The sequence below is a fragment of the Streptomyces sp. NPDC031479 genome, assembly GCF_055581065.1.
The window spans coordinates 25,155-50,072 of record NZ_JBVIKC010000010.1 but is presented as its reverse complement, the minus strand read 5'-3'; the positions used below and the strand labels follow the sequence as shown (position 1 = coordinate 50,072).

Genomic DNA, 24,918 nt, shown 5'->3' with positions numbered 1-24,918 from the left:
GCCTACTCGACCAGTCATGGGGCGTCATGCAGATCAGCGATCTTCCGTATCCGGATCCCGGAGTACCGGACGCCCGTACCGGCCCGAGGTTCCTGCTGTGGCTGGGCCGGGGGCAACTCGGCGGCCAGGCCCGCAGCCTGGCCTGGGGGCTCCTCCACTTCGGCGGCGTCGCCGGGCTGCCGTACGCCGTGGGACTCGGCGTGGACGCGGTCGTGCGCCGTGACGGCGGCGGACTGCTCCGCGTCGGCGTGCTGCTCCTGCTGCTCGGCATCGCCATCTCGCTCGGCGACGCGATGCTGCACCGCACCGCCGTCACCAACTGGATCACGGCGGCCGCACGGGTCCAGCAGTTGCTGGCCCGCAAGACCGCCGAACTGGGCTCCGCCCTGACCCGCCGGGTCGCGGCGGGCGAAGTGGTGTCCGTTTCAACGGGTGACGTCGAAAAGATCGGATGGTTCGTCGAGGCCGTCTCCCGGTTCCTCGCCGCCGCCCTGACCGTCGCCGCGATCTGCGTCGGCCTGCTCTTCTACGCGCCCGCGATCGGCGTGGTCGTCGCCGTGGGCGTCCCGGTGCTCGCCCTGTCCGTCCTGCCGTTGCTGCCGCGCGCCACCCGCCGCGCGGACGTCCAGCGCGAGAAGGCGGGCAAGGCCACCGAGCTGGCCTCCGACACCGTCGCCGGCCTGCGCGTCCTGCGGGGCATCGGCGGTGAGGAACTGTTCCTCGGACGCTACCGGGAGGCCTCGCAGGAGGTCCGCAGGGCCGCCGTGCGCAGTGCCCGGATGTGGGCGCTGATCGCGGCCGTGCAGGTGCTGCTCCCGGGCGCCCTGATGATCACGGTGGTCTGGTACGGGGCCGGGCTCGTGACGCACGGACGGCTCGCGGTGGGCGAACTCGTGGCGGCCTTCAGCGCGGTGGCCACGATGCTGTACCCGCTGCGGCACTTCCAGGAGATCGCGATGGCCTACTCCTTCTCCCGGCCCTCCGCCGCACGGGCGGCGCGGGTGCTGTCGCTGACGCGCACCGGGGACGAGGGCCCGGCCGGCTCCGGCACGGCGGGGGCCGTACGGGCTCCGGCGCCGGGCGGGGACCTGTACGACGCCGAGACGGGCGTGCTGGCCCCGGCCGGTGCCTTCACGGCGGTGGTGTGCGGGGACCCGGACCTGGCGGGCCGGCTGGCGGAGCGGCTGGGGGGCCATCCGACGGACTCCGTCGCCGGGGCGCGCTCCGCGCTGCTCGGCGGGGTCGCGCTGGACGAGCTCGCGCTGGACACGGCCCGCGAGCTGGTCCTCGTACAGGACAAGGACCCGGTGCTGCTGTCCGGGACGCTGCGCGAGCTGTTCGACGTACCGGCCTCGGGGTCCGTGACGCCGGCGGCGGCGCTGGGGGCCGCGCAGTGCGACGACGTCCTGGACGCGCTGCTGCAGTCGGCCCCCGACGCGGTGCGGGACCCGATGGACGCCCGCATCACCGAACGCGGCCGCTCGCTGTCCGGCGGGCAGCGCCAGCGGCTGGCGCTGGCCAGGTCGCTGGTGACCGACCCGGAGGTACTGGTGCTGGACGAGCCGACCTCGGCGGTGGACTCGCACACCGAGGCGCGGATCGCCGACGGGATCGCGGCCCTGCGCTCCGGGCGCACGACGGTGGTGCTGGCGTCCTCGCCGCTGCTGCTGGACCGTGCCGACCGGGTCGTCCTGGTCCACGAGGGCCGGGCCCTGCCCGCGGGCACGCACCGCGAGCTGCTGCACGGCGAACCGCGCTACCGGGCGGTCGTCACCCGCGAGACGGACGAGGAACAGCGGCGCGCCGGGATCGGCCTGGCGGGGCCGGCAGAGGAACTCACAGGGATCGAGGAATCCGCATGATCGGCGTGGCGCCCCCGGAGTACGATCCGGCGGCCCCCGAGACGGCCGCGACCCTGCCCGTGGGCACGTCGGCGACCGTACGGGGCTACGTGCGCGGCCTGCTGCGCCGTCACCGGCGGGCCTTCGTCGTGCTGGTGGGGGTCAACACGGTCGCGGTGGTCGCGTCCATGGCCGGCCCCTCCCTGCTGGGGCGGGTCGTGGACGAGCTCTCGTCGGGGGCGCATGAGCTCCATCTGGGGCGCGTGGCGCTGCTGTTCGCGCTGGCGCTGGCCGTCCAGACGTTCTTCGTACGGATGGTGCGGTTGCGCGGGGCGATGCTCGGCGAGGAGATGCTGGCCGATCTGCGCGAGGACTTCCTGGTGCGGTCGGTCGGTCTGCCCCCGGGCGTCCTGGAACGCGCCGGCACCGGCGACCTGCTCTCGCGGATCACCACCGACGTCGACCGGCTGGCCAACGCGATGCGCGAGGCCGTGCCGCAGCTGACCATCGGCGTTGTCTGGGCCGGGCTGCTCTACGGGGCCCTGGTGGTCACCGCTCCGCCGCTGGCGCTGGCCGCGCTGGTGGCGCTGCCGGTCCTGGTCCTCGGCTGCCGCTGGTACTTCCGGCGGGCGCCCTCGGCGTACCGCTCGGAGGCCGCCGGGTACGCGGCGGTCGCGGCGGCGCTCACCGAGACGGTGGACGCGGGACGGACCGTGGAGGCGCACCGGCTGGGGCGGCGCCGGATCTCGCTGTCGGAGCGGCGGATCAAGGAGTGGACGGCCTGGGAGCGGTACACGCTGTACCTGCGGACGGTCCTCTTCCCCGTCGTCAACATCACCTACGTGACGATCCTCGGCTCCGTGCTGATGATCGGCGGGTACTGCGTGCTGAAGGGCTGGATGACGGTCGGGCAGCTGACCACGGGGGCGCTGCTGGCGCAGATGATGGGCGACCCGATCAGCCTGATCCTGCGCTGGTACGACGAGCTCCAGGTCGCCCAGGTCTCGCTGGCCCGGCTGGTGGGCGTGCGCGAGATCGAGCCGGACTCCGGGGACGGCACCGTCGCCCCCGGGGGCCGGGAGGTGCGGGCGCAGGAGGTCCGGTTCGGTTACAAGGAGGGCGTGGACGTCCTGCACCAGGTGTCGATGTCGGTGCCGCCGGGCACCCGGATGGCTCTGGTCGGTCCCTCGGGCGCGGGCAAGTCCACCCTGGGCAGGCTGCTGGCGGGCATCTACGCGCCCCGGACCGGCGAGGTCACGCTCGGTGGCGCGAGGCTGTCGCGGATGCCGGCGGAGCGGGTGCGCGAGCACGTGGCGCTCGTCAACCAGGAGCACCACGTCTTCGTCGGGTCGCTGCGGGACAATCTGCGTCTGGCCCGGTCGGGTGCGGCCGACACCGAACTGTGGGCGGCGTTGGGCGCGGTGGACGCGGACGGCTGGGCGCGGGCCCTGGAGGCGGGACTGGACACCGAGGTGGGGTCCGGGGGGAGCGCGCTGACTCCGGCGCAGGCCCAGCAGGTCGCGCTGGCCCGGCTGGTACTGGCGGACCCGCACACGCTGGTGCTGGACGAGGCGACCTCGCTGCTGGACCCTCGGGCCGCCCGGCACCTGGAGCGTTCGCTCGCGCGGGTGCTGGACGGCCGTACGGTCATCGCGATCGCCCACCGGCTCCACACGGCGCACGACGCGGACGTGATCGCGGTGGTCGAGGGCGGCCGGATCAGTGAGCTGGGCTCGCACGACGAGCTCGTGGCGGCGGACGGGGCGTACGCGGCCCTCTGGCGCTCCTGGCACGGCTGACCCGCCCCGCGGTGCCCGGCTCGCGAGAGCCGGGCACCCGGACCCGGGGCGCCTTCTCGCGGAGTACGGGTCTGGGAGTGCGGGTCTAGATGAAGCCGAGGGCCGCGGCGCCGCCGAAGCCGCCGAGGAGCATGAAGACCGGCATCAGGACCTTGAGCTCCACCCAGCTGCCGGCGCGGAAGCGCATCGCCTTCGGGGGACCGATCGGGTACCAGCGCTTCCCCGCGATGGGCAGGGGCCACAGGATCGGGCAGCCGGAGACGGTGAGCGCGTCGCCGATGTCGTGGACGAGTGCTCCGAGCAGGATCGGCAGGCCGAGCCACAGGTACTCCTGGCCGGGGCCGGTGAAGAGCCAGCCCGCGCCGTTGCCCGGCTGGTCGAGCACGCCGGCCAGGATCCAGGCGCTCGTGGCGCCGAGCAGCCAGACCAGGACGTCGCTGGACATCCGGGCCGCCCGCCAGAGGAGACCCTCGACGGCCAGCACCAGATGGATGAAGAGCAGCACGAGCACGCCCCAGCGGTCGGCGGTGACCGCGAGCGCGGAGGACCCGGCGCCTATCAGGACCGCCCAGAGCCAGGTGTGGGTCAGGGTGCGGTGCCCCCCGCTGCGGCGGGGGTCGCGCGGGGCGCGGGTGGCCTTGTAGACGGCGTAGGAGATCTTGTCGACCACCTCGCACAGGCCCCGGGAGAGGGGGCCGAAGGCGCGCGAGATCGTCGCCGACTTGTGGTCGAGGTCGGGGGCCAGGGCCGCACCGGCGCATATGAGCGCGCCGACGACCAGTACGGGCCACGGCATCGGGTGGCCGGCCGCGGCAGTCGCCGCACCCACCCCCAGCCAGGCCGCTGCCCCGGAGAGTGAGTGCGCCGGCCCCATCATGGTCTGTGTCCCGCCCCGGTCGTGTGTGGTCGGGCCCCGTCGAGCGTTTCGGTCGGGCCGCCTCGACGGCACAGCGTACCCGTGACGATCTTCGTCCCGGTGGCCGGTTCCCTCTTCGGGGCGGAAGCCAGGCAAGATGGGGGGTGTGACCCTCATTGATCAGCTCCCGCCGAACGCCGACCCCGACGCCCTCTTCGAGGCTTTCTCCTCGTGGGCGGAGGACCAGGGCATCACCCTGTACCCGGCGCAGGAGGAGGCCCTGATCGAGGTCGTCTCCGGTGCGAACGTGATCCTGTCGACCCCGACCGGCTCGGGCAAGAGCCTCGTGGCGGCGGGCGCCCACTTCACCGCGCTGGCCCAGGACAAGGTGACCTTCTACACCGCCCCGATCAAGGCGCTGGTGTCGGAGAAGTTCTTCGACCTGTGCAAGCTCTTCGGCACCGAGAACGTCGGCATGCTGACCGGCGACGCCTCCGTGAACGCCGACGCCCCGGTGATCTGCTGCACGGCCGAAGTGCTGGCCTCCATCGCCCTGCGCGACGGCAAGTACGCCGACATCGGCCAGGTCGTGATGGACGAGTTCCACTTCTACGCGGAGCCGGACCGCGGCTGGGCCTGGCAGATCCCGCTGCTGGAACTGCCCCAGGCGCAGTTCGTCCTGATGTCGGCGACCCTCGGCGACGTCAAGCGCTTCGAGGAGGACCTGACCCGGCGCACCGGCCGTCCGACGTCGGTGGTCCGCTCGGCGAGCCGGCCCGTCCCGCTGTCGTACGAGTACGTGACCACGCCGATCACGGACACCATCACGGAACTGCTGGAGACCCGGCAGGCCCCGGTCTACATCGTGCACTTCACGCAGGCCCAGGCGGTCGAGCGGGCGCAGTCGCTGATGAGCATCAACATGTGCACCCGCGAGGAGAAGGACAAGATCGCGGAGCTGATCGGCAACTTCCGATTCACCACGAAGTTCGGCCAGAACCTCTCCCGTTACGTCCGCCACGGCATCGGCGTGCACCACGCGGGCATGCTGCCCAAGTACCGGCGGCTGGTGGAGAAGCTGGCCCAGGCCGGTCTGCTGAAGGTCATCTGCGGGACCGACACCCTCGGCGTCGGCGTCAACGTCCCGATCCGCACGGTGCTGTTCACCGCGCTCACCAAGTACGACGGCAACCGCGTCCGCACGCTGCGCGCCCGCGAGTTCCACCAGATCGCCGGACGCGCGGGCCGGGCCGGCTTCGACACGGCCGGCTTCGTGGTCGCGCAGGCGCCCGAGCACGTCATCGAGAACGAGAAGGCCCTCGCGAAGGCGGGCGACGACCCGAAGAAGCGCCGCAAGGTGGTCCGCAAGAAGGCCCCCGAGGGCTTCGTGGCCTGGTCGGACACCACCTTCGAGAAGCTGATCGCCGCCGACCCGGAGCCGCTGACCTCGCGCTTCAAGGTCACCAACATCATGCTGCTGTCGGTCATCGCCCGGCCGGGCGATGCCTTCCAGGCGATGCGCCACCTCCTGGAGGACAACCACGAGCCGCGCAAGGCCCAGTTGCGGCACATCCGGCGGGCCTTCGCGATCTACCGTTCGCTGCTGGACGGCGGCGTGGTGGAGAAGCTCGACGCCCCCGACGCCGAGGGCCGCACCATCCGCCTGACCGTCGACCTCCAGCAGGACTTCGCGCTCAACCAGCCGCTGTCCACCTTCGCGCTGGCCTCCTTCGACCTGCTGGACCCGGAGTCCCCGTCCTACGCGCTGGACATGGTCTCGGTCGTCGAGTCCACCCTGGACGACCCGCGCCAGATCCTGGCCGCCCAGCAGAACAAGGAACGCGGCATCGCGGTCGGCGCGATGAAGGCCGACGGGATCGAGTACGAGGAGCGCATGGAGCGCCTCCAGGACGTCACCTATCCCAAGCCCCTGGAAGAACTGCTGCTGCACGCCTACGACGTGTACAGCAAGAGCCACCCGTGGGTCCGCGACCACCCGGTCTCCCCGAAGTCGATCATCCGCGACATGTACGAGCGCGCGATGACCTTCACCGAGTTCACCTCCTTCTACGAGCTGGCCCGCACCGAGGGCATCGTGCTGCGCTACCTGGCGAGCGCGTACAAGGCGCTGGACCACACCATCCCCGACGACCTGAAGTCCGAGGACCTCCAGGACCTCATCGCCTGGCTGGGCGAGCTGGTCCGCCAGGTGGACTCCAGCCTGCTCGACGAGTGGGAGCAGCTGGCGAACCCGGAGGTGGAGACGGCGGAGCAGGCCCAGGAGAAGGCCGACCAGGTCAAGCCGGTCACGGCGAACGCCCGCGCCTTCCGTGTCCTGGTCCGCAACGCGATGTTCCGGCGGGTCGAGCTGGCGGCGCTGGACCACGTCAACGTGCTGGGCGAGCTGGACGCCGGGTCCGGCTGGGACGCCGACGCCTGGGGCGAGGCCATGGACGGGTACTGGGACGAGTACGACGACCTCGGCACCGGCCCCGACGCCCGCGGCCCCAAGCTCCTCCAGATCGAGGAGGACCCCGCCCACGGCCTGTGGCGCGTCCGCCAGACGTTCGCCGACCCGAACGGCGACCATGGCTGGGGCATCAGCGCCGAGGTCGACCTCGCCGCGTCCGACGAGGAGGGCCGGGCCGTCATCCGGGTCACCTCGGTCGGCGAGCTCGGGCTGCTCTGACCGAATCCCGCACGCCGCCGGCCGGTGCCCGCGCACCGCGCCGGCCGGACCCGCCGCACCCGACAGTGGAGAGCTGCTGATGACGAACCCCGCCGAGAGACTGGTCGATCTGCTCGACCTGGAGCAGATCGAGGTCAACATCTTCCGGGGCGCGAGCCCCCAGGAATCCCTCCAGCGCGTGTTCGGCGGACAGGTCGCCGGGCAGGCTCTGGTGGCGGCCGGCCGCACCACCGAGAGCGACCGGCCGGTCCACTCCCTGCACGCGTACTTCCTGCGCCCGGGCATCCCCGGGGTGCCCATCGTGTACCAGGTGGAACGGGTGCGCGACGGGCGCTCCTTCACCACGCGCCGGGTCACCGCGGTCCAGCAGGGCAAGACCATCTTCAATCTGACCGCCTCCTTCCATCACCCGGAGGAGGGCAGCATCGAGCACCAGCTGCCTCCCCGCCTCGACTTCCCGCACCCGGACGCGCTCCCGAAGGTCGTGGACGAGATCCGCGAGCACCTGGGCGCGCTGCCCGAGGCGCTGGAGCGGATGGCCCGCCGTCAGCCCTTCGACATCCGGTACGTGGACCGGCTCCGCTGGACTCCGGAGGAGCTCAAGGACGCCGATCCGCGCAGCGCGGTGTGGATGCGAGCGGTCGGCCCGCTGGGCGACGACCCGCTCGTGCACACCTGCGCCCTCACCTACGCCAGTGACATGACCCTCCTCGACGCCGTGCGCATCCCCGTGGAACCGCTGTGGGGCATGCGCGGTTTCGACATGGCCTCGCTGGACCACGCCATGTGGTTCCACCGGCCCTTCCGCGCGGACGAGTGGTTCCTGTACGACCAGGAGTCACCCATCGCGCACGGTGGCCGCGGTCTGGCCCGCGGCCGCATCTACGACGTGGAGGGCAGGCTGCTGGTCTCCGTCGTCCAGGAGGGTCTCTTCCGCCCGTACCCGGCCGAGGCGGCCAAGCCGGCCGTGTCCCCGCAGTAGTCCCGGCGGCCTCTCCGCCGACCCCTCCGCCGGCGGTTCCGTCAGCGGTCCCGTCCGTACGCCCGTCACCTCCCCTCCGAAGAGCTGAGCGCACATGCCCACCCCGGTCCTCCCCTGCCCCTGCGGGCTGCCCGCCGCCTACCCGGAATGCTGCGGCCGCTTCCACTCGGGCGCCCGGCAGGCACCCACCGCGGAGCTGCTGATGCGGTCGCGGTTCAGCGCGTTCGCGGTCGGCGACACCGCCTACCTGATGCGCTCCTGGCACTCCTCGACCCGGCCGGGCCGACTCGATCTGGATCCCGAGCAGCACTGGGAGCGGCTGGAGATCCTGGCCACCGAGCGCGGCGGGATGTTCGAGACGGAGGGGTCGGTGGAGTTCCGGGCGCACTACCGGGAGGGCGGGCACACGGGTTCGCTGCGCGAGCACAGTGCCTTCTCCCGCGAGGCGGGCGCCTGGGTCTACGTCGGCCCCCTCTCCCCCGTCGAGTTCGACTGACCCCTCTCCCCGGTCGAGTTCCGCCGGCCCCGTGCCCCGGTCAGGGCGAAATCGAGGCTGGTGCGGTACCAGTGCACCTCGTCCGGCGGCTCCGCCAGCAGCAGCCGCCCGGCCACGGCGGCCGCGGCCGGGACCTGCGGGTGGCCGTAGGGCGGGGGCGGCGCGAGCGCGGCGAGGACGATCCGTTCCGCCGGATCGGGGACGGCCTGACGCACCTGTTGTTCGGGGAGTACGGAGGCCAGTACCGCGGCCCGCTCCCACGGATCGGCGGTTCGTCTCAGCAGCAGCCCCACATGCCGTCCGCGCCACCGGCGCGGGCGCAGATCCGCTTTGGCGTCCAGCATCTCCCGGTCCCCCGGGGGCGCGGCCCCGCTCAGCAACCACGGCTCCCGGGTGGCGAACTCCCTCAGCTCGGCAGCCAGATAGAGCCAGACGACGGCCCGGTAGCGGTTGATCCGGTAGCCGACGGGGGTGAGGTGCCCGCAGCGCGCGAGCCGGGTGAAGCGGCTCGGGCCGGTCCCCAGCGCCCGTGCGCCGGCGTCGGCGCCGGCCACGGTCTCGATCCGCTCCCGCAGTGTCCGCGGGTACCCCTCACAGGCCCTGACCCGGTCCAGTTCGGCGCGGGCGAACCGAGCGGCTCCGCCGGGCGCCCGCGGGCCTGGACGCACCAGCCCCAGCTGGACGGCACGTGCGAACTCGCTTCGGCGAAGCCCAAGTTCCCCGGCGGCCCGGAGCGCGCTCAGCAGCTCCGGCGGCCGCGCGGCGGGCGGGGGCCCACCCGCGCCCGGGTCCGCGTCCCCGCCGCCTCCTCCGCCTCCGCCGACGTCCCCGCCTCCGCCCGGACCGGGCAGCACCTCCGCGCGCGGCCCGCGCGGATCCCCGCCCCCGGGCCATGAACGCTCCCGCCCGTCCCCGCCGGCCGACGCACGCTCCAGCGCTCGCACCTTCATCACGGTCCTCCCCCACGAGTGCCGATCACTCTGTGTGAAGACCGTAACTCGGTGCGACGAACCCGCGCGAGGCCTGTGGATAACTCCGCGCCAGCCGCCCGCCGGTCAGCCCCCGGTGATCCGCCGCTCCGCGACCCCCAGGTGCTCCCCGACCCGGTTGACCAGCAGCGTCATCTCATAAGCCACCTGGACGATGTCCGCCTCGGCCGCGCTCAGCGCGCACAGGGAACTGCCCGAACCCGCCGCGACGACGAACAGGAAGCCCTCGTCGTACTCGACCATGGTCTGGCGCACCTCCCCCGCCCTGAAGTGCCGCCCCGACCCCTTCGCCAGGCTCTGCAGCCCCGCCGCGACCGCCGCGAGGTGCTCGGCGTCCTCGCGCGCCAGCCCGGCGCTGGCGGCCGTCACCAGTCCGTCGTTGGACAGCACCACCGCGTGGCGGACCTGCGGGACCCTGCGCGTCAGATCGTCCAGCAACCAGTCGAGCTGCTTGTCCAGTGCCATTTCCAGCCCCTCCCCGTTGACGCGGCCGACGTGGCCGCGCCCCACCCCGCTTGGTCGTGCCGCAAGCCTTCCCCACCAGCCCCTTTCCGGCAAGGAGGATGGACCCATGGCACAGAAGATGACTCAAGAGGAGTGGCGTGCGTTCGTCTCGCACTCCACCCGCACCGGAAAGCTGTCCACGGTCCGCGAGGACGGAAGCCCGCACATCGCTCCCATCTGGTTCGTTCTCGACGGTGACGCCTTCGTCTTCAACACCGGCAAGAACACCGTCAAGGGGCGGAATCTGGCCCGGGACGGCCGGGTCGCCTCTGCGTGGACGACGACCGGCCGCCCTTCTCCTACGTCGTGCTCCAGGGGCGCGCCGAGATCAGCGAGGACCTGGAGGAGATGCTCCCCTGGGCGACGCGGATCGGCTCCCGCTACATGGGCGAGGACCGCGGCGAGGCCTTCGGCCGCCGCAACGCCGTCCCCGGCGAACTCCTCGTCCGCGTACCCATCGACAAGGTGATCGCGACCGCCGGCATCGCCGACTGACGTCACACGGGATCGGCCTGCGGCCCGACCGAATCGAGCAGCCGGGCGGTGTGCACCCGCCCGGCGTACTCGACGAGCCTGATCAGCACTTCCTTTCCCGAGTCCTTGTCGCGGGCGTCGCACAGCACCACCGGTGTCCCCTGCTCCAGGTCGAGGGCCCGCGCCACGTCGTTGGCCCCGTAACGCCGCGCGTCGGTGAAGCAGTTGACGGCCACCACGAACGGGATCCGCCGGTGCTCGAAGTAGTCCACGGCCGGGAAGCAGTCCTCCAGCCGCCGGGTGTCGGCGAGGACCACCGCACCCAGGGCGCCCAGCGCGAGCTCGTCCCACAGGAACCAGAACCGGTCCTGCCCCGGCGTCCCGAACAGGTACAGGGACAGGCCGGACCGGATCGTGATCCGCCCGAAGTCCATGGCCACGGTGGTCGTGGTCTTCTGGTCGACCCCGCCGGTGTCGTCGACCCGCTCGCCGGCCTCGCTCAGCAGCTCTTCGGTCCGCAGCGGCCTGATCTCGCTGACCGCGCCCACGAGCGTGGTCTTGCCGACGCCGAAGCCCCCCGCCACGAGGATCTTCAGAGCGAGCGCGGCCAGTTCCTCGTCCGTCGCGGAACCTCCCCGCCCCGCCGGTCCGTTGTCGTGCAGTCCCATCACAGCGCTCGCAATCCCTCGATGACTTCCCGCAGAATCCGCATCTCCGGCAGCCGGGCGGGCGGCACCGGACGGCTGACCTTGACGTGCCCCGCCTCCAACAGGTCACCGAGCAGCACCCGCACCACCCCCACCGGCAGGTCCGCGTCGGCGGCGAGTTCGGCCACCGACTGGGTCTCGTCGCGGCAGAGCCCCAGCAACGCCCGGTGTTCCGGGCCGAGCAGTGCCTCCTCCCCCGTTCCCCCGGCCGCCGGGTCCACCACGACCAGCGCGATGAGGTCGAAACGCATGCCGTGGGGCCCCGGCTTCGTGCGGCCGCCGGTCATGGCGTACGGGCGCACGAGCGGGCCCGCCTCGGCGTCGTACCACTGGTCGTCCATGCGCCGGACCGCCGCCCTCACCCTGCGGCCGGCGGGCGGACCGCGAACCGGGGCGGGGCGTACAGGTGCTCGCCGACCCGCTTGACCAGCCGGGCCATCTCGTAGGCGATCAACCCGATGTCGGCACCGGCCGCGCTGAGGACGGCCAGGCAGGAGCCGTCGCCCGCGGCAGCGACGAAGAGGTGGCCCTCGTCCATCTCCACCATCGTCTGGCGCACGCCCCCGGTGCGGAAGTGCCGGCCCGCGCCCTTGGCCAGGCTGTGGAACCCGGAGGCCACGGCGGCGAGGTGCTCGGCGTCCTCCCTGCTCAGCGCACTGGAGGAGCCCACGGCCAGGCCGTCGTTGGACAGGACGACGGCGTGCCGGACCTCGCGGACCCGCGTCACCAGGTCGTCCAGCAGCCAGTCCAGCTCGCCGGACCGGCGCACCGGGTCGGCATCGTTCCCGTGGCCGATCCCGCGGTCGCTCCCGCGGCCGACCGTTCCGCGGCCGGTCCCGTGGCCCGTCCCGTGGTGTTCGATCATCACACTTCTCCTTCGCTGCCCGCGTGGGGGCCGCCGTTCGGGTTCGAGGTCTCCCGGGTCCCGCGCGCCCAGCCCGCCCGGAAGGCGGCCATCCGGTCCCGGGCCTGTTCGGGGCTGCGGTCCGGGGGCTCCTCGGCGTTCCCGGCGCCGGGGGCCTGGGCGACGGACGCCTCGCGCAGCTGCGGGACCAGGCTGGCCTGCCGTACCCGGCGCGGCAGTTCGGTGACCGACGCCGCGGTGAGGGCAGGGGCGGGCACGGGGGCCGGGGCGGGGGCGGACACCGGGTGCGTACGGGTGCCCGTGCCACCGGGGCCGCGCGGCGGGAGGGGGGCGACCGGAGCGGGGCGCGACCCCTGCGGTCCGGGGGCGCCGGGCGCGGCGGAGACGGGGGCCGGGCCGGAGGCGGGCGCCGGGACGGACGGCCGGCCGGGCGCCGGGACGCCGCGCACGGTCTCCCGTACGACACTCACGGCCGCGGGCCGCTCCGGCTGCCCCGCACCGGCCGGGGACACGGGGCCGGGGTCGGGGGTGGTGGGGGCGGAGGCGGGGCCGGGCCCGATCGCGCCCTGGAGCAGGGAGTTGGGCAGCAGCACGACCGCGGTCGTGCCTCCGTAGGGCGACGGCCGCAGGCGCACCCGCACCCCGTGGCGGGAGGAGAGACGGCTGACCACGAACAGGCCGAGGCGGTCGCTGTCGAAGAGGTCGAGGTCCTCGGAGTGTTCGATGCGGCGGTTGGCGTCGGCCAGCGCCTCGCGGCCCATGCCGAGCCCCCGGTCCTCGACCTCCAGGACGTACCCGGCGCCGACGGACTCGCCGCTGACCCGGACCTTGGTGTGCGGCGGGGAGAACTGGGTGGCGTTCTCGACGAGTTCGGCGAGGAGGTGGGTCAGGTCGGCCACCGAAGCGCCGACGACGGCGGCTTCGGCGAGGCCTCGGACCTCGACCCTCGGGTAGTCCTCGATCTCGGAGACGGCGGCGCGCACGACGTTCGTGAGCGGGACCGGCACGCGCCAGGCCCGGCCGGGAGCGGCGCCCGAGAGGATGATCAGGCTTTCCGCGTGGCGGCGCATCCGGGTGGTGAGGTGGTCGAGCCGGAAGAGGTCGTCGAGCTCGTCGGGGTCGTCGGCGCGCCGCTCCATGGAGTCCAGCAGGTTGAGCTGCTTGTGCACGAGGACCTGGCTGCGGCGGGCGAGGTTGACGAAGACCCCGCTCACCCCGCTGGCGAATTCGGCCCGTTCGACGGCGGCGCTCAGAGCCGCCCGGTGGACGGTGGACAGCGCGGTACCGACCTGTGTGATCTCGTCCTCGCTGGTCCGTCCGGGCACGGGCCCGGCCTCGACGCCGGTGTCGATGTCCACGGCCCGGCCCGCGCGGAGCCGGTCCATGGCGTCCGGGAGCTTGCGGTGGGCGATCTCCAGGGCGGTGTTGCGCAGCGCGACCAGTTCGACGACCAGGGTGCGGCCGATGCGGACGGAGATGACCAGCGAGGCGGCGACGGCGGCCAGCCCCAGCAGTACCGCCGCCCCGGCGGGGCCGAGCAGGCCCTCGGCGAGCGGGTCGGCCCGGCCCGCGGACCCGGCGGCGGCGGCCAGCCGGATGTCGCGCATCGAGCCGCTGACGCTCGTGTACGCCGCCTCCCACCCGGCGGGCACTCCGCGCGGCGCCTCGCGGGGGGCCTCCCGCTGCGCCGTCGCGCCTCCGGCGGGGGCGGTAGCAACGGGGGCGGCGGCCAGGGCCTTGTCCTCCGCGCCCGTGAGCTCGGCGTAGGACGCGCTCTTCGCCACGGACTCCCAGGCGGCGCGCTGGGCCGCCGGCAGGTCCGGGGCGGTGGCGGCGGTCAGTGTGCGGCGGTTCTCGATCACACCGGTCAGGCGGCGGAGCGCGTCGGGGCTGCGGGGTCCCGGCACGGCGAGCAGGACGTCCTCGCGGGAGAGCATCTCGCCGGCTCGGGTGAACTCCAGCAGGACGCGGCGGTCGGGGCCGGGTTCGGGGTCCTGACCGCCGGAGAGGGCGCCCTCGACGGCGAGGGCGGAGTCGGCCGCCTCGGTGTAGACCGCGTAGGCGCCGTCCGGGGTGGCGCGGCGCCCGGTCACGTCCTTGCGGGTCGCGCCGAGCCCTTCCGCGCGGGAGACGAAGGTGTCCAGTCGGGTGACCACGTCGCCGTGGTAGTCGCCGGAGTCGGCGACGGTGTGCCGGTTCCCGAGGCGGAGCCGGCGTACGGCGTCGTCCGTGCGCCGGGCCTGCTGTTCCAGGGCCGCCGCCTGGTCGGAGGCCGGATCGGCCAGGAAGCGGACGGCGGCCCGGCGTTCGGCCTGGAGCTCGGTCAGGGCGGCCGCGACGGGGGTGCGGATCTCGGCGTCGGCCTGCCGGACCCGGCTGAGCCGGGCGACGTCCTGGGCGGCGGCGACGGTGGCGAAGGCCCACAGGCCGAGCAGGGAGACGACCGGGACCATCAGCAGCGAGACGATCTTCGCCCGGACGGTGGCGGGGCGCAGCCAGATCCGGGGGCGCGTGCCGGCGGGCGCGCCCCCGGCCGGGACGGTACGCGGATCCGGGACCGGGTCCGGGACCGGTGGTTCCTCGGCGGGGGGACCGGCGTGCGCCCGGCGGCCGCGCGCCGGTGGCACGGGTGGCCGCGGAGCCGCTGCCTGCGGTCTTCTGCGGGATGTGCGCATGGGCTCCTCGTTCGGGGCGGTACGGGGCGGGGCCGGGACGGGCGGTCGTTCAGTGCGCGGGCACGGCGCCCTCGCCCGGTCGGCCGGGGGCCCCGGGTCCGGTCGAGGGGACGGTGACGGCACCGGAGGCCGAGGCGGACGCGGCGCGTTCGTCGGCGGTCGGGGACAGCGCCACGAACGCGGCGGTGATGAACAGGTAGGAGCCGAGCCCGACCGCGAGCGGGAAGATGAACTGCAGGGAGGTGGCTCCGGGCAGCGCCTGGTCCGAGGGGGTGACGCGGACGGAGACGGCCAGCATCCCGGTGTAGTGCATGCTGCTGACCGCGAGGCCCATCACCAGCGAGGCGACGGCCACGGCCGCCGGCGACTTGATGTTGAGCGCGGCCCAGAGGGCGGCGGTGGCGGCGACGACGGCGATGACGACGGAGAGCCCGACGGTGAGCGGGTCGTAGACGACCCGGCCGTGCAGGCGCAGGGCCGCCATGCCGAGGTAGTGCATGCTCGCGACGCCGAGTCCGGTGGTCAGACCGCCGAGGACGAGGGACCGGCCGCGGGCCGGGCCGTAGCCGACGGCGAAGACCCCGGCGCCGACGACGAGCACCGCGACGAGCAGGCTGAGGATGGTCAGCGGCACGTTGTAGTGGATCTCGGTGCCGGTGACGTGGAAGCCGAGCATCGCGACGAAGTGCATCGTCCAGATGCCGGTGCCGATGGCCGAGGCCGCCGTGAGGAGCCAGTTGCGTCGGGAGGCCCCGGTGGCGGCGAGCGCGCGGACGGTGCAGCGCAGTCCGAGGGCGGCGCCGATCGATGCCATCACATATGACAGTGCGGGTGTCAGCCAGCCATAGGCGGCGTGGTCCAGGTGTCCCATGGCCACGGGACGCTAGTCCGGGTGAGGGCACGAACAGGGGAAGCATTTCGAAAGCCGCTGGAACTGCTGGAATATGACAGAGATACGTTCATCTCCGATCACCCCACGTGCCAGCTTGCACACGGCCCGCAGGCGGGCGACGGTACGGGATCATGGGGGCATGAGCCGTACGAACGAGGACCACACACACGTGCAGGAGTTCTTCGGGACACGCGCCGCCGGCTGGGACCGCAAGTTCCCCGAGGACGGGCCCGCCTTCACGGCCGCCGTGGGCGAGCTGGGCCTGGGCCCCGGCGACCGGGTGCTCGACGCGGGCTGCGGGACGGGCCGGGCCCTGCCCCCGCTGCGCGCGGCCGTCGGCCCTTCCGGAACCGTGCTCGGCGTGGACCTCACCGAGCGGATGCTGGCCGCCGCGCGGGAGGCCGGGCGGGACGCCGACGGCACCCTGCTGCTCGCCGACGTGGCCCGGCTGCCGCTGCGCGACGGATCCCTCGACGCGGTGTTCGCGGCCGGGCTGATCGCGCACCTGCCCGACCCGGCGGCGAACCTGCGCGAGCTCGCCCGTGCGGTCCGCCCCGGCGGCCGCCTCGCGCTGTTTCACCCGATCGGGCGAGCGGCGCTCGCCGCCCGCCACGGTCGCGAGCTGACCCCGGACGACCTGCGGGCGGAGCACAACCTCCGCCCGCTGCTGTCCGGTTCGGGCTGGGACATGACCTCGTACGCCGACGAGGACGCCCACTTCCTGGTCCTGGCGGCCCGCCGCCCCTGAGCCTTTCGGACCCTACGTCGCCCCGCGCACCGGGGCCGCCCCGGCGCCCGGCGGCTACGCGGGCGGCTGGGCTTCGGCTCCGGCCGGGCGGCGCGGATGCGGCACGGGGCAGCCGCCCGCGCCGGGCACGGGGAACGTACCGAGCTCGCCGACGTCGTAGCCGTCCGGGTAGCCCTTGATCTCCGGGTTCTGGCGGGCGTAGTGGGGGGCCCGGCGGGGCGGCAGGAGCCGCACCGCGCGGCCCCGGAGCCACAGCGCGCCCCGGACCAGGCGTCGGAGGCCGGGGCCCGGGGGCTCGTAGCGGAAGGCGCTCAGCAGCGGCTCGTCGAGGAGGGTGAGGCTCGCACGGCGCACGGCGGGGGCGAGCGGTGCCGGGTACCAGGACGCCATGAGGTCGAGGGTGGAGTCGGCGACCTCCCGGCCCCCTTCGTCCCAGCCGAAGTGCGCCCGTTCGTAGGCGTTCAGGGTGGTCTCGAACTCCTCGTAGGAGCCAGGAACGTCCTTGATGCCCAGATGACGGCCGAGGGTGGCGTAGTAGGTGGCGCAGGCCCGCCGCTCGTGGTGGGTCAGCGGGCGCCAGCCGTAGGCGTCGATCCAGCGGGCGGGGATCACGACGAACGTGCACAGGACGTAGCGCATGTCGTCGTCGGAGATGTCGTAGCTGCGGTGCATCTGGTTGACGCGGCGGATCGCGGTGCGCGCCGTGTCGCTGTCGAAGCCGTGCTCGACGACCGCGTCGAGGAGCAGCGCGGTGTCGTCGTAGCGCTTCTGGGCGTGCCGGGTGAATTCGGCCGTCTCGGCGAGCAGGCTGCCGATGGAGGGGACGGCGTAGGTGCGGAAGAGCGCGAGTTCCAGGGCGCGGGTGAAGTCCCACGGGAACTCATAGGTGGCGGTGAGCCGGTAGATGGCCAGGAAGTCCTTGTCGGGGTCGAGCCGGAGGATCTCCCTCAGCCGGTCGTAACGCTGCACCGGTGTCCCTTTCTGTGGCGGGTGCCCAACTCTACGTGCAGGTAGCGGGCTTGGAAATCGCCTCCCGTGGACTCTCGACGCGCGTATTACCCGCTGGTTAAGGTGCGCCGACGAGAGAGCGATCGGGAGGCCACGTGTCCGCTGAGGAGGATGGGGGTTCGCTGTTCGTGCTGACCGCCGTACTGCTGACCCCCACGCAGTTCCCGACGGCGTTCGGCGACGATTTTCCGCAGGCCTGTGCCCTGCTGGGCGTGCCGGCGGTCGCCGACGGGTACGGGCTGGTGCTCGGGCAGGACGCGGAGGGTGCGCGCTGGACGGTCGTCGTCGACGACGTTTCGCTCGTGGCCACCGCGATCGCCTCCTGGGACTGCGGCATGGAGTACGAGCTGTCGCCCGACGAGAGCACGATCGTGCTCTCGCTGGCGGGCTGGCCGCTGGATCTGACGGTGGCGGCGCCGGGCATCCCGGAGCCGCACGACCCCGAGCAGGGCGCGGACGGCACCGGGCGGGTGCCGCTGGCCCCGCCGTCGGCGGAGTCGTGGGGCCCGGTGCAGCGGCGCATGGGCGCGGACCAGATCGCCCGGGAGTGGGCGGACTGGCGCGAGCGGGTCGCGACGGACGGCGGGGCCGCCGCCGCGGCGCACCCCGGGCTGGCGCGGGCGCTGCGGGAGGCCACGGGATACGCCGTGCAGGCGCCACCGCCGGGCCGTGTCCGGTCCGCCTTCGCCGGTGAGGGCGTGCGGACCATCCGGGCGGACGGGCCCGGCTGGTCCCTGGTGGCCCGGACCGACGACGCGGCCTTCGTCCTGCTGGACGAGGAGCCGGGCGAGGTCCTGACCGTCCCGCGCGCGGGCGACGCGGAACTGCCCGAACTCCCGGAGCTGCTGGCGGCCCTGGAGCGGGTGGCCGGCCGGCTGTCCTGACTCCCCGCGGCGCGCCTTCGGGCCCACGCCCTCCGGGTCGGCCCGGAGCCCGGCCGCGAGTCGGCGCGTGCGGCGAAGGCCGCCCGCCGGCGGACCGGCGGCCGGGCTGCCCGGCGACGCCCCGCGTCGGCGCAGCCGGCCGGCCGGGTCTCAGACGCGTTCGAGCGGAACGTGCGGGAGGTCGGGCAGGGTCACCGTGATGGCGTCGCCGGGGCGGATCGTGCCTCCCCGGTGGACCACGCCCATGATCCCGGCCTTGCGGATCACCCGGCCCTCTTCATCCCGGCCGACGACCTGCTTGAGCAGCCCGTCCTGGAAGGCGTTGATCTGCGGGCAGGGATTGCGCAACCCGGTCACCTCGACCACCGCCTCCTCGCCGAGGCGCAGGAGGGCGCCCGTCGGCAGCGCGTGCAGGTCTATGCCCTCGGTGGTGACGTTCTCCCCGAGCTGGCCCGGTCCGACGCTGAATCCCGCCGCCGCCACCTCGTCGAACAGCTCCTGGTGGATCAGGTGCACCTGGCGCAGATTCGGCTGGGTCGGGTCGGCGGCCACCCGTGAACGGTGTTTGACCGTGACCCCCGCGTGCACGTCGCCCTCCACCCCCAGGCCCGCGAGCAGCGTGATGCTCTCCCGGTTGGGCTTGGTGAACGAGTACTCGGCGTTGCTGCTGACCGCCCTGATCCGTGCCCTGCTCATCGAAAACGCCCCCCTGTGGCCTTCAGCGGCCGAGTTGCTTCCTGGACATGCCCCGCAGACGACGCTTCTGGGAGGAGTCCAGCAGCAGATACGCCACCACCGGGACCCCGATCAGGACCGCCAGTCCTGCCCAGAACCCGAGCAGGGAATACAGCACGATGGCTGCCACGACCGCGCCAACGGCGATCTTCGCGCCCTTCGACATCTGCGGACACCTCCTTCTTCCACGTCGACCACTACCTGCAACAACGCGCCACGGGGGCCGTGCGTTCCCGGCCACCCGGGCGGTCTTCGAAGTGACCCGGGTCACGGCATCGCTCCGGCCCCGTGGCTCCCTGGGACGGGTTGGCCTCGCCCCCTCGGATCCCCCGCCCCACCCGGTTTCGGCGCGGTGTGGCCGACGTGGTGCTTGCCGGGGGCCGGGAGCCGCACGACGATGGGGGCGCTCCGCGCACCCGCGGCGCCACGGCCCCTCGGGAGGGTGACATGGGCGGTCCGTCGTTGGCGCTGCCGGGCGGGGCCGATCCCGTCGAGCGCACGCGCGTCCTGCGGCGGGCGCACGAGGCCTTCACCCGGGACGGGCGCGTCGAACCGCCGGTCCGGGCGGTGATCGCCCGGTCCTGGCGGCGGTGCGCGCGGGCGCGGGTCAGCCCGGAGTGCGCGCCCCGGCTGGAGCTGGCCGGGGCGGACCTGCGGGACTACCGCGCGGCACACCCCCTGGCCCGGGTGATGCCCCTGTTCCGGGACCTCGTCGGGGCGTTCGCGGCCCATGGGGCCCATCTGCTCGCGGTGTGCGACGCGCGCGGCGCGCTCCTGTGGGTCGAGGGGGAACCGGCGACCCTGCGGCGGGCCGAGCGGCTGGGCTTCGTACCGGGGGCCCGCTGGGCGGAGACCGCGATGGGGACCAACGCACCCGGCACGGCGGTCGCGCTCGGGGAGCCCGTCCAGGTCTTCGGGGCCGAACACTTCAGCCGCCTCGTGCACCCCTGGACCTGCGCGGCGGCCCCGGTGCGCGATCCCGCCACCGGACGGGTGCTGGGGGCGGTCGACATCACCGGCGGCGACGGACTGGCCCACCCCCACTCGCTCGCCTTCGTGCAGGCGGTGGCCCGGGCCGCCGAGGCCCAGCTGGCGCTGCTCGCGCCGCAGCCGGCCGACGGGGCCCGGGACAGCCTCTCGGCGCTCGGCCGCGACGAGGCCCTGCTGGTGCTCGGCGGCCGGCGGATCGTGCTGGGGCGGCGGCACAGCGAGATCGTGGCCCTGCTCGCACAGCACCCCGAGGGCCTGTCGGGGGAGGAACTCGCCCACGCGCTGTACGAGAACGAGTCGGTCTCGGCGGTGACCCTGCGCGCGGAAGTGTCCCGGCTGCGCACGCTGCTGGGCGCCGGGAACCTGCTCTCCCGTCCCTACCGGACCGCCGCCCCCGTGGAGGCCGACTTCACCGCGGTCACCCGGCACCTGGCCGCCGGCGCGGTGTCGGCCGGCCTGTCCCGGTACGCGGGCCCCCTGCTGCCGGCCTCCGGCGCGCCGGGCATCGTACGGCTGCGGCGGCGCATCGAGGACCAGGCGCGGGCGGCGGTGATCGCCCGCGCGGACGCGGGGCTGCTGACCGACTGGGTGTGCAGTGCGTGGGGAGCGGAGGACCCGGAGGTGTGGCGGGCGCTGGCGGCGGCCCTGCCGCCGGAGGGCCGGCCGGCCGCGCTGGCCCGCGTACGGGCCCTGGACGCGGAGTTGGGCGGCGGCCCGCAGCGGATGCCCCGGCGGTACGCAACGTACCCGCAACCCGCCCGCTCCTAGCCTCCTCCCCGAGTGCCGTCCGACGGTGGCCGGCGCCCGGCAAGGGGAGGAACACCATGGCCCGTTACGCTGCGCCCGGGACCGAGGGCGCGCTGATGACGTACGCGTCCCGCTACGACCACTTCATCGGCGGCGAGTACGTCGAACCGGCCCGGGGGCGGTACTTCGAGAACCCCTCCCCCGTGAACGGCCGGCCCTTCACCGAGATCGCGCGGGGCACGGCGGAGGACGTGGAGCGGGCCCTGGACGCGGCGCACGCGGCGGCCCCCGCCTGGGGCCGCACCTCGGTCACCGAGCGGTCCGCGGTCCTGCTGCGCATCGCGGACCGGATGGAGCGGAACCTGGAGGCCCTCGCGGTCGCGGAGACGTGGGAGAACGGCAAGCCGGTCCGCGAGACCCTCGCCGCGGACATACCCCTCGCGATCGACCAGTTCCGCTACTTCGCGGGCGCGCTGCGCGCCCAGGAGGGGGCGCTGAGCCAGCTCGACGACGACACGGTGGCCTACCACTTCCACGAGCCGCTGGGCGTGGTCGCCCAGATCATCCCGTGGAACTTCCCCGTCCTGATGGCCGTGTGGAAACTCGCCCCGGCGCTCGCGGCCGGCAACACCGTGGTCCTCAAGCCGGCCGAGCAGACGCCGGCTTCGGTGCACTACTGGCTGAGCCTGGTGTCCGACCTGCTGCCGCCGGGCGTGGTGAACGTCGTCAACGGTTTCGGCGAGGAGGCGGGCAAGCCGCTCGCGTCGAGCCCGCGCGTGGCGAAGGTGGCCTTCACCGGGGAGACCTCGACCGGGCGTCTGATCATGCAGTACGCGGCCGAGCACCTGAAGCCGGTCACCCTGGAGCTCGGCGGCAAGAGTCCGAACCTGTTCTTCGACGACATCTGGACGACGGACGACGACCTGCGCGACAAGGCCCTGGAGGGCTTCACGATGTTCGCGCTGAACCAGGGCGAGGTCTGTACGAGCCCGTCGCGCGCCCTGATCGAGCGCGGCCGGTACGGCGATTTCCTGGACGCGGCGGTCGCCCGTACGGAACTGATCGTGCCGGGCCATCCCCTGGACACGGACACGATGATCGGTGCGCAGGCCTCGGCGGAACAGCTGAGGAAGGTCCTGTCGTACGTGGAGATCGGCCAGCGGGAGGGCGCGAAGGTCCTCACGGGCGGCGGGCGCATCGACCACGGCGGTGACCTGGCGGGCGGTTTCTACGTCCAGCCGACCATCTTCGAGGGGGACAACCGGATGCGGATCTTCCAGGAGGAGATCTTCGGTCCGGTGGTGTCGGTGACGTCCTTCGAGGACTTCGACGACGCCGTGCGCATCGCCAACGACACGTCCTACGGCCTGGGGGCCGGCGTCTGGACCCGCGACATCAACACGGCCTACCGCGCGGGCCGCGCGATCCAGGCGGGCCGCGTCTGGACGAACTGCTACCACGCCTACCCGGCCCATGCCGCCTTCGGCGGGTACAAGCAGTCGGGCATCGGCCGCGAGACCCACAAGATGATGCTGGAGCACTACCAGCAGACGAAGAACCTGCTGGTCAGTTACTCCCCGAAGAAGCTCGGCCTCTTTTGAGCGCCTTCGGCGAGTCCCGCCAGGAGACGCTGGGGGCAGGCGAGATCGCGAGCCATGGGGCAGTGCTGCAGTAGACGGCCGGTCATGTTGCTCCCCCCGCACTGCCTCTGCAATCCCGACAGGGGAACAGGCCAAAAACGAGACTGTTGGGGAACCCCGATCAGCCGGTTCCGTTCCGGTTCGCCCGAAGGCAGGGTGGCGCGGGGTTCACGGCGCGCTCGCGGGGCCGCGGGGGTTGCCTACGCGGCCCTCGAACGCGCCGACCGTCCGTGCACCCTACGGCGTCCCGACGAGCAGGGCACGGGCGAGCACGCGGGTCGTTGTCCGCGTACACGCCCCGTGCGTCGGGAGCGAAGCACTGGGCGACCTCGTGCGTGTTGCCTGCGCTCGGCAGTCCGGTACCGATGGCCAGGGAACAGGCCGCCCCGGCCGACCGGGCAGTCGTCCTTGCCGCCGGTCCCGTAGTTCCATATCCGGGCGGCGTGCGGCTGGGACGTGTCGATGCGCGATTCGATGTCGGTCATACCTTCGACGAATCGCAGCGCTCGGGCAACTCCCCTGTTCTGGTCGCGCAATGCACCCGATGTTCACGTGGCCCGCGCCAAGAAGACGCCTACTCCGAACGCGGGGAGTGTGATGTCCGCGACGAGCGGTCCGCCGGGCGTCCGGTGCACCCGGGCCGCCGGATGGGGCGGGAGGAGGCTCTGCAGGACGGGGTTCGAGAGAGGGGAATGCCGCTCGGGGGAGGCTTTCGGTTCGAAGAGCACACCGACGGGCAATCTACGCGAGGCCGGGCGGGAGCGGGTGTTCAGCACGATCAGTATGCGCTCGCCCTCGTGGTGACGCATGAAGGCGTAGAGTCCCGGCCTGCCCCGTTCCGAGAAGAGCACCTCCTGCTCTCCGAGGTGCAGGGCCTGGCGCCGGCCACGGAGGTCGATGAGCTGCTGGGTCCACCGGAAGAAGACGGAGGAGTTGTCGAAGCTGTCCCCTGCGGAACTGGGCGAGGTGAACTTCCCCTCGGGAAACATGTCCTGCCGGTTCTCCGGGTCGGCGGGATCACAGAGATTCTCCGGGTCCAACCGCCCCGTGCACTGACGGAATCCCTGCTCCGTGCCGTAGTAGATCATGGGGATACCGATCGAGAGGATGACGTGGGCGAGGGCGACCCGGAGGCGTCCATCCGGTTCGCCCTCGCGGAGAAACCGGTAGACGTCGTGGTTGTCGATGAACCGGACGGTGAATCCATGATCACGGCCGAACGCCTTTGACGCGGTGGTGTGACTCTCCTCGAGTTCGCTCGCGGGCGCCCGGCCATGGAGGGCCCAGCTTTGGCGTCGATATTCGCCGTAGTTGTAGACGGCATCCAATCCGAGCGAGAAACAGGAGGCGATCAAAGCGTCGTCGTCGCCCGCGTGCTCACCGATGACGAGAAAGTTCGCCTTTCCGAGACCTGCGGTGTACCTCTTGATGGTCCCGCAGAGCTTGGCCACGAAGGTTCTATCCATGTGCCGCACAGCGTCGAGGCGGAATCCGTCGATGTCAGTCTCCCGGATCCACCAGCACGCGATGAATTCCAGAATCCTCTGTGTCTGCGGATTCTCCGTCGCAAGTCTGCGGTAATCCGGTGGGAAGTCTCCCAGAGTCTCCTGCTCGTTGTCGTTCCAGTCGTCGATGACGCCCCGCCGCGAGAAGTGCTGCGGCGAAGCGAGTTCGAGCGGGCGGATCCCGATCTCCCCGTGCACATCCGCCGGCACCTCCGCGCCCCTCCAGTGATTACTGCCGTCGGCGTACTCGAAGACGGGACCGGCGTGGTTGAGTACGAGGTCGAGCACGACACGGATGCCTCGTCTGTGGGCTTCGGAGACTAGCTGCCGAAGATCCTGCATCGTGCCCAGGCGCGGGTCCACCGCCATCAGATGGCGGGGCGCGTATCCGTGGTACGAGCCCTGGCCGTTGAGTGCGACCGGGGTCAGGTGCAACGCCGTACCGCCGAGCTCGCGGATGTAGTCGAGTCGTGTGGACAGGCCTCGGAGATTCCCCCCGTGGCGCGAAAGGCCATCGGCGGGATCTCCCTCGACCGTCGCCAGGGGCTGGGACTGGAATCGGTCCACGACGAGGGAGTAGAGGACCTCCGCACGCCAGTCCTCCGGCGAGGGGTGGTACCTGCGCTCGCCGGACTTCGCGAGCGAGGTCTCGGCAAGACTCTCCGGCGCCCCGGGCTCAGAAGCGGGTCCGTCCACCCCTGATCGCGAAGGCTGGTCTGCGGCAGAATTCATGGTCGCGACCCTAGGCAGTTGCCGTTTTAGGGTCCAGACCGTGCCACACAGACTCTCTTGTTCCCCTGGGGGTTTCGTGCTTCACTCGAACGCGGACTCGGCCGGCCAGGACTGGGGGGAACCATGATCGGCAAAGCACGCGTCCTGTTTCAGCGGATGG

At 72.9% G+C, this 24,918-nt stretch carries 21 protein-coding genes and 2 pseudogenes; 10 read left to right on the top strand and 13 right to left on the bottom strand.

Annotated elements, in window-relative coordinates:
- The first annotated feature begins 26 nt into the window (after positions 1-26).
- Both ACZ5D2_RS13890 and ACZ5D2_RS13885 read left to right on the top strand, forming a co-directional pair.
- Positions 27-1,862, top strand: coding sequence for an ABC transporter transmembrane domain-containing protein (locus ACZ5D2_RS13890; RefSeq protein WP_371679964.1), 1,836 nt, complete (start codon positions 27-29; stop codon positions 1,860-1,862).
- Complete coding sequence (locus ACZ5D2_RS13885; protein WP_371679962.1) at positions 1,859-3,640, top strand: ABC transporter ATP-binding protein; 1,782 nt, start codon at positions 1,859-1,861, stop codon at positions 3,638-3,640. The genes ACZ5D2_RS13890 and ACZ5D2_RS13885 overlap by 4 nt, the downstream gene beginning before the upstream one ends.
- An 85-nt stretch (positions 3,641-3,725) precedes the next feature.
- Here the strand turns inward: ACZ5D2_RS13885 and ACZ5D2_RS13880 are convergent, their stop codons facing one another.
- Positions 3,726-4,517: a metal-dependent hydrolase gene (locus ACZ5D2_RS13880; RefSeq protein ID WP_371679961.1), complete on the bottom strand. Its 792-nt coding sequence runs from the start codon at positions 4,515-4,517 to the stop codon at positions 3,726-3,728.
- Between the two features lie 145 nt (positions 4,518-4,662).
- Here ACZ5D2_RS13880 and ACZ5D2_RS13875 point away from each other — a divergent pair, with 145 nt between their 5' ends.
- From ACZ5D2_RS13875 to ACZ5D2_RS13865, 3 genes are all read left to right on the top strand, one after another.
- Entirely contained in the window at positions 4,663-7,185 is a 2,523-nt protein-coding gene (locus ACZ5D2_RS13875; RefSeq protein ID WP_371679960.1) for a DEAD/DEAH box helicase, read from the top strand.
- 79 nt (positions 7,186-7,264) lie between these two features.
- Positions 7,265-8,167: an acyl-CoA thioesterase gene (locus tag ACZ5D2_RS13870; protein ID WP_266837259.1), complete on the top strand. Its 903-nt coding sequence runs from the start codon at positions 7,265-7,267 to the stop codon at positions 8,165-8,167.
- A 94-nt stretch (positions 8,168-8,261) separates the two neighbouring features.
- Positions 8,262-8,663 (top strand): YchJ family protein, encoded by a 402-nt coding sequence (locus tag ACZ5D2_RS13865; protein ID WP_371679959.1) that lies wholly within the window; start codon positions 8,262-8,264, stop codon positions 8,661-8,663.
- Here the strand turns inward: ACZ5D2_RS13865 and ACZ5D2_RS13860 are convergent.
- Both ACZ5D2_RS13860 and ACZ5D2_RS13855 read right to left on the bottom strand, forming a co-directional pair.
- Positions 8,627-9,613, bottom strand: coding sequence for a DUF6397 family protein (locus ACZ5D2_RS13860; protein ID WP_468929112.1), 987 nt, complete (start codon positions 9,611-9,613; stop codon positions 8,627-8,629). The genes ACZ5D2_RS13865 and ACZ5D2_RS13860 overlap by 37 nt on opposite strands.
- Positions 9,614-9,718: 105 nt before the next feature.
- Positions 9,719-10,117, bottom strand: coding sequence for a roadblock/LC7 domain-containing protein (locus ACZ5D2_RS13855; RefSeq protein WP_042809302.1), 399 nt, complete (start codon positions 10,115-10,117; stop codon positions 9,719-9,721).
- 106 nt (positions 10,118-10,223) lie between these two features.
- Between ACZ5D2_RS13855 and ACZ5D2_RS13850 the strand changes: the two are divergent.
- Positions 10,224-10,651: pseudogene (locus tag ACZ5D2_RS13850) on the top strand (PPOX class F420-dependent oxidoreductase).
- A 2-nt stretch (positions 10,652-10,653) separates the two neighbouring features.
- On the opposite strand, the gene ACZ5D2_RS13845 reads toward ACZ5D2_RS13850, so the two are convergent.
- The 5 genes from ACZ5D2_RS13845 to ACZ5D2_RS13825 are packed head-to-tail and all read right to left on the bottom strand — an operon-like array spanning position 10,654 to position 15,748.
- Positions 10,654-11,298 carry a GTP-binding protein gene (locus ACZ5D2_RS13845; protein WP_371679955.1) on the bottom strand — a complete coding sequence of 215 codons (645 nt, stop codon included), beginning with the start codon at positions 11,296-11,298 and terminating at the stop codon, positions 10,654-10,656.
- Complete coding sequence (locus ACZ5D2_RS13840) at positions 11,298-11,678, bottom strand: DUF742 domain-containing protein (protein WP_468929107.1); 381 nt, start codon at positions 11,676-11,678, stop codon at positions 11,298-11,300. Before ACZ5D2_RS13840 ends, ACZ5D2_RS13845 begins: the two co-directional genes overlap by 1 nt.
- A gap of 17 nt (positions 11,679-11,695) precedes the next feature.
- Positions 11,696-12,202, bottom strand: a complete 507-nt coding sequence (locus ACZ5D2_RS13835; protein ID WP_468929104.1) for a roadblock/LC7 domain-containing protein — start codon at positions 12,200-12,202, stop codon at positions 11,696-11,698.
- Positions 12,202-14,877 carry a sensor histidine kinase gene (locus ACZ5D2_RS13830; RefSeq protein ID WP_468929102.1) on the bottom strand — a complete coding sequence of 892 codons (2,676 nt, stop codon included), beginning with the start codon at positions 14,875-14,877 and terminating at the stop codon, positions 12,202-12,204. Before ACZ5D2_RS13830 ends, ACZ5D2_RS13835 begins: the two co-directional genes overlap by 1 nt.
- A gap of 49 nt (positions 14,878-14,926) precedes the next feature.
- Positions 14,927-15,748, bottom strand: coding sequence for an MHYT domain-containing protein (locus tag ACZ5D2_RS13825; RefSeq protein WP_371679951.1), 822 nt, complete (start codon positions 15,746-15,748; stop codon positions 14,927-14,929).
- Between the two features lie 160 nt (positions 15,749-15,908).
- Between ACZ5D2_RS13825 and ACZ5D2_RS13820 the strand changes: the two genes are divergently transcribed.
- On the top strand, positions 15,909-16,517 hold the full coding sequence (locus ACZ5D2_RS13820) for a class I SAM-dependent methyltransferase (protein WP_371679950.1): 609 nt from the start codon (positions 15,909-15,911) through the stop codon (positions 16,515-16,517).
- 54 nt (positions 16,518-16,571) lie between these two features.
- Here the strand turns inward: ACZ5D2_RS13820 and ACZ5D2_RS13815 are convergent, their stop codons facing one another.
- On the bottom strand, positions 16,572-17,486 hold the full coding sequence (locus ACZ5D2_RS13815) for an oxygenase MpaB family protein (protein WP_371679949.1): 915 nt from the start codon (positions 17,484-17,486) through the stop codon (positions 16,572-16,574).
- 134 nt (positions 17,487-17,620) lie between these two features.
- On the opposite strand from ACZ5D2_RS13815, the gene ACZ5D2_RS13810 reads away from it, so the two are divergent.
- Complete coding sequence (locus ACZ5D2_RS13810; RefSeq protein ID WP_371679948.1) at positions 17,621-18,409, top strand: hypothetical protein; 789 nt, start codon at positions 17,621-17,623, stop codon at positions 18,407-18,409.
- Positions 18,410-18,559: 150 nt separating this feature from the next.
- On the opposite strand, the gene ACZ5D2_RS13805 is transcribed toward ACZ5D2_RS13810, so the two are convergent.
- Complete coding sequence (locus tag ACZ5D2_RS13805; RefSeq protein ID WP_371679947.1) at positions 18,560-19,105, bottom strand: MOSC domain-containing protein; 546 nt, start codon at positions 19,103-19,105, stop codon at positions 18,560-18,562.
- 22 nt (positions 19,106-19,127) lie between these two features.
- The gene (locus ACZ5D2_RS13800; RefSeq protein ID WP_030232626.1) at positions 19,128-19,310 is read right to left on the bottom strand and encodes a hypothetical protein; all 183 of its coding nucleotides are present in this window, start codon (positions 19,308-19,310) and stop codon (positions 19,128-19,130) included.
- 281 nt (positions 19,311-19,591) lie between these two features.
- On the opposite strand from ACZ5D2_RS13800, the gene ACZ5D2_RS13795 reads away from it, so the two are divergent.
- Both ACZ5D2_RS13795 and exaC read left to right on the top strand, forming a co-directional pair.
- Positions 19,592-20,902, top strand: a complete 1,311-nt coding sequence (locus tag ACZ5D2_RS13795; protein ID WP_371679946.1) for a GAF domain-containing protein — start codon at positions 19,592-19,594, stop codon at positions 20,900-20,902.
- Positions 20,903-20,958: 56 nt separating this feature from the next.
- Positions 20,959-22,482 carry an acetaldehyde dehydrogenase ExaC gene (exaC, locus tag ACZ5D2_RS13790; protein ID WP_468929098.1) on the top strand — a complete coding sequence of 508 codons (1,524 nt, stop codon included), beginning with the start codon at positions 20,959-20,961 and terminating at the stop codon, positions 22,480-22,482.
- A 160-nt stretch (positions 22,483-22,642) separates the two neighbouring features.
- Here exaC and ACZ5D2_RS13785 read toward each other — a convergent pair.
- Both ACZ5D2_RS13785 and ACZ5D2_RS13780 read right to left on the bottom strand, forming a co-directional pair.
- A pseudogene (locus ACZ5D2_RS13785) lies at positions 22,643-22,934 on the bottom strand (SAM-dependent methyltransferase); the annotation flags it as partial.
- 135 nt (positions 22,935-23,069) lie between these two features.
- Entirely contained in the window at positions 23,070-24,758 is a 1,689-nt protein-coding gene (locus ACZ5D2_RS13780) for an alpha-amylase family glycosyl hydrolase (RefSeq protein ID WP_371679944.1), read from the bottom strand.
- Between the last annotated feature and the right edge of the window lie 160 nt (positions 24,759-24,918).

Coding starts and splice junctions, on each gene's coding strand:
- ACZ5D2_RS13890 (WP_371679964.1), top strand. CDS start 27: ATGCAGATCAGCGATCTTCCGTATCCGGATCCCGGAGTACCGGACGCC.
- ACZ5D2_RS13885 (WP_371679962.1), top strand. CDS start 1,859: ATGATCGGCGTGGCGCCCCCGGAGTACGATCCGGCGGCCCCCGAGACG.
- ACZ5D2_RS13880 (WP_371679961.1), bottom strand. CDS start 4,517: ATGATGGGGCCGGCGCACTCACTCTCCGGGGCAGCGGCCTGGCTGGGG.
- ACZ5D2_RS13870 (WP_266837259.1), top strand. CDS start 7,265: ATGACGAACCCCGCCGAGAGACTGGTCGATCTGCTCGACCTGGAGCAG.
- ACZ5D2_RS13865 (WP_371679959.1), top strand. CDS start 8,262: ATGCCCACCCCGGTCCTCCCCTGCCCCTGCGGGCTGCCCGCCGCCTAC.
- ACZ5D2_RS13860 (WP_468929112.1), bottom strand. CDS start 9,613: ATGAAGGTGCGAGCGCTGGAGCGTGCGTCGGCCGGCGGGGACGGGCGG.
- ACZ5D2_RS13855 (WP_042809302.1), bottom strand. CDS start 10,117: ATGGCACTGGACAAGCAGCTCGACTGGTTGCTGGACGATCTGACGCGC.
- ACZ5D2_RS13845 (WP_371679955.1), bottom strand. CDS start 11,298: ATGGGACTGCACGACAACGGACCGGCGGGGCGGGGAGGTTCCGCGACG.
- ACZ5D2_RS13840 (WP_468929107.1), bottom strand. CDS start 11,678: ATGGACGACCAGTGGTACGACGCCGAGGCGGGCCCGCTCGTGCGCCCG.
- ACZ5D2_RS13835 (WP_468929104.1), bottom strand. CDS start 12,202: ATGATCGAACACCACGGGACGGGCCACGGGACCGGCCGCGGAACGGTC.
- ACZ5D2_RS13830 (WP_468929102.1), bottom strand. CDS start 14,877: ATGCGCACATCCCGCAGAAGACCGCAGGCAGCGGCTCCGCGGCCACCC.
- ACZ5D2_RS13825 (WP_371679951.1), bottom strand. CDS start 15,748: ATGGGACACCTGGACCACGCCGCCTATGGCTGGCTGACACCCGCACTG.
- ACZ5D2_RS13820 (WP_371679950.1), top strand. CDS start 15,909: ATGAGCCGTACGAACGAGGACCACACACACGTGCAGGAGTTCTTCGGG.
- ACZ5D2_RS13805 (WP_371679947.1), bottom strand. CDS start 19,105: ATGAGCAGGGCACGGATCAGGGCGGTCAGCAGCAACGCCGAGTACTCG.
- ACZ5D2_RS13800 (WP_030232626.1), bottom strand. CDS start 19,310: ATGTCGAAGGGCGCGAAGATCGCCGTTGGCGCGGTCGTGGCAGCCATC.
- ACZ5D2_RS13795 (WP_371679946.1), top strand. CDS start 19,592: ATGGGCGGTCCGTCGTTGGCGCTGCCGGGCGGGGCCGATCCCGTCGAG.
- exaC (WP_468929098.1), top strand. CDS start 20,959: ATGGCCCGTTACGCTGCGCCCGGGACCGAGGGCGCGCTGATGACGTAC.
- ACZ5D2_RS13780 (WP_371679944.1), bottom strand. CDS start 24,758: ATGAATTCTGCCGCAGACCAGCCTTCGCGATCAGGGGTGGACGGACCC.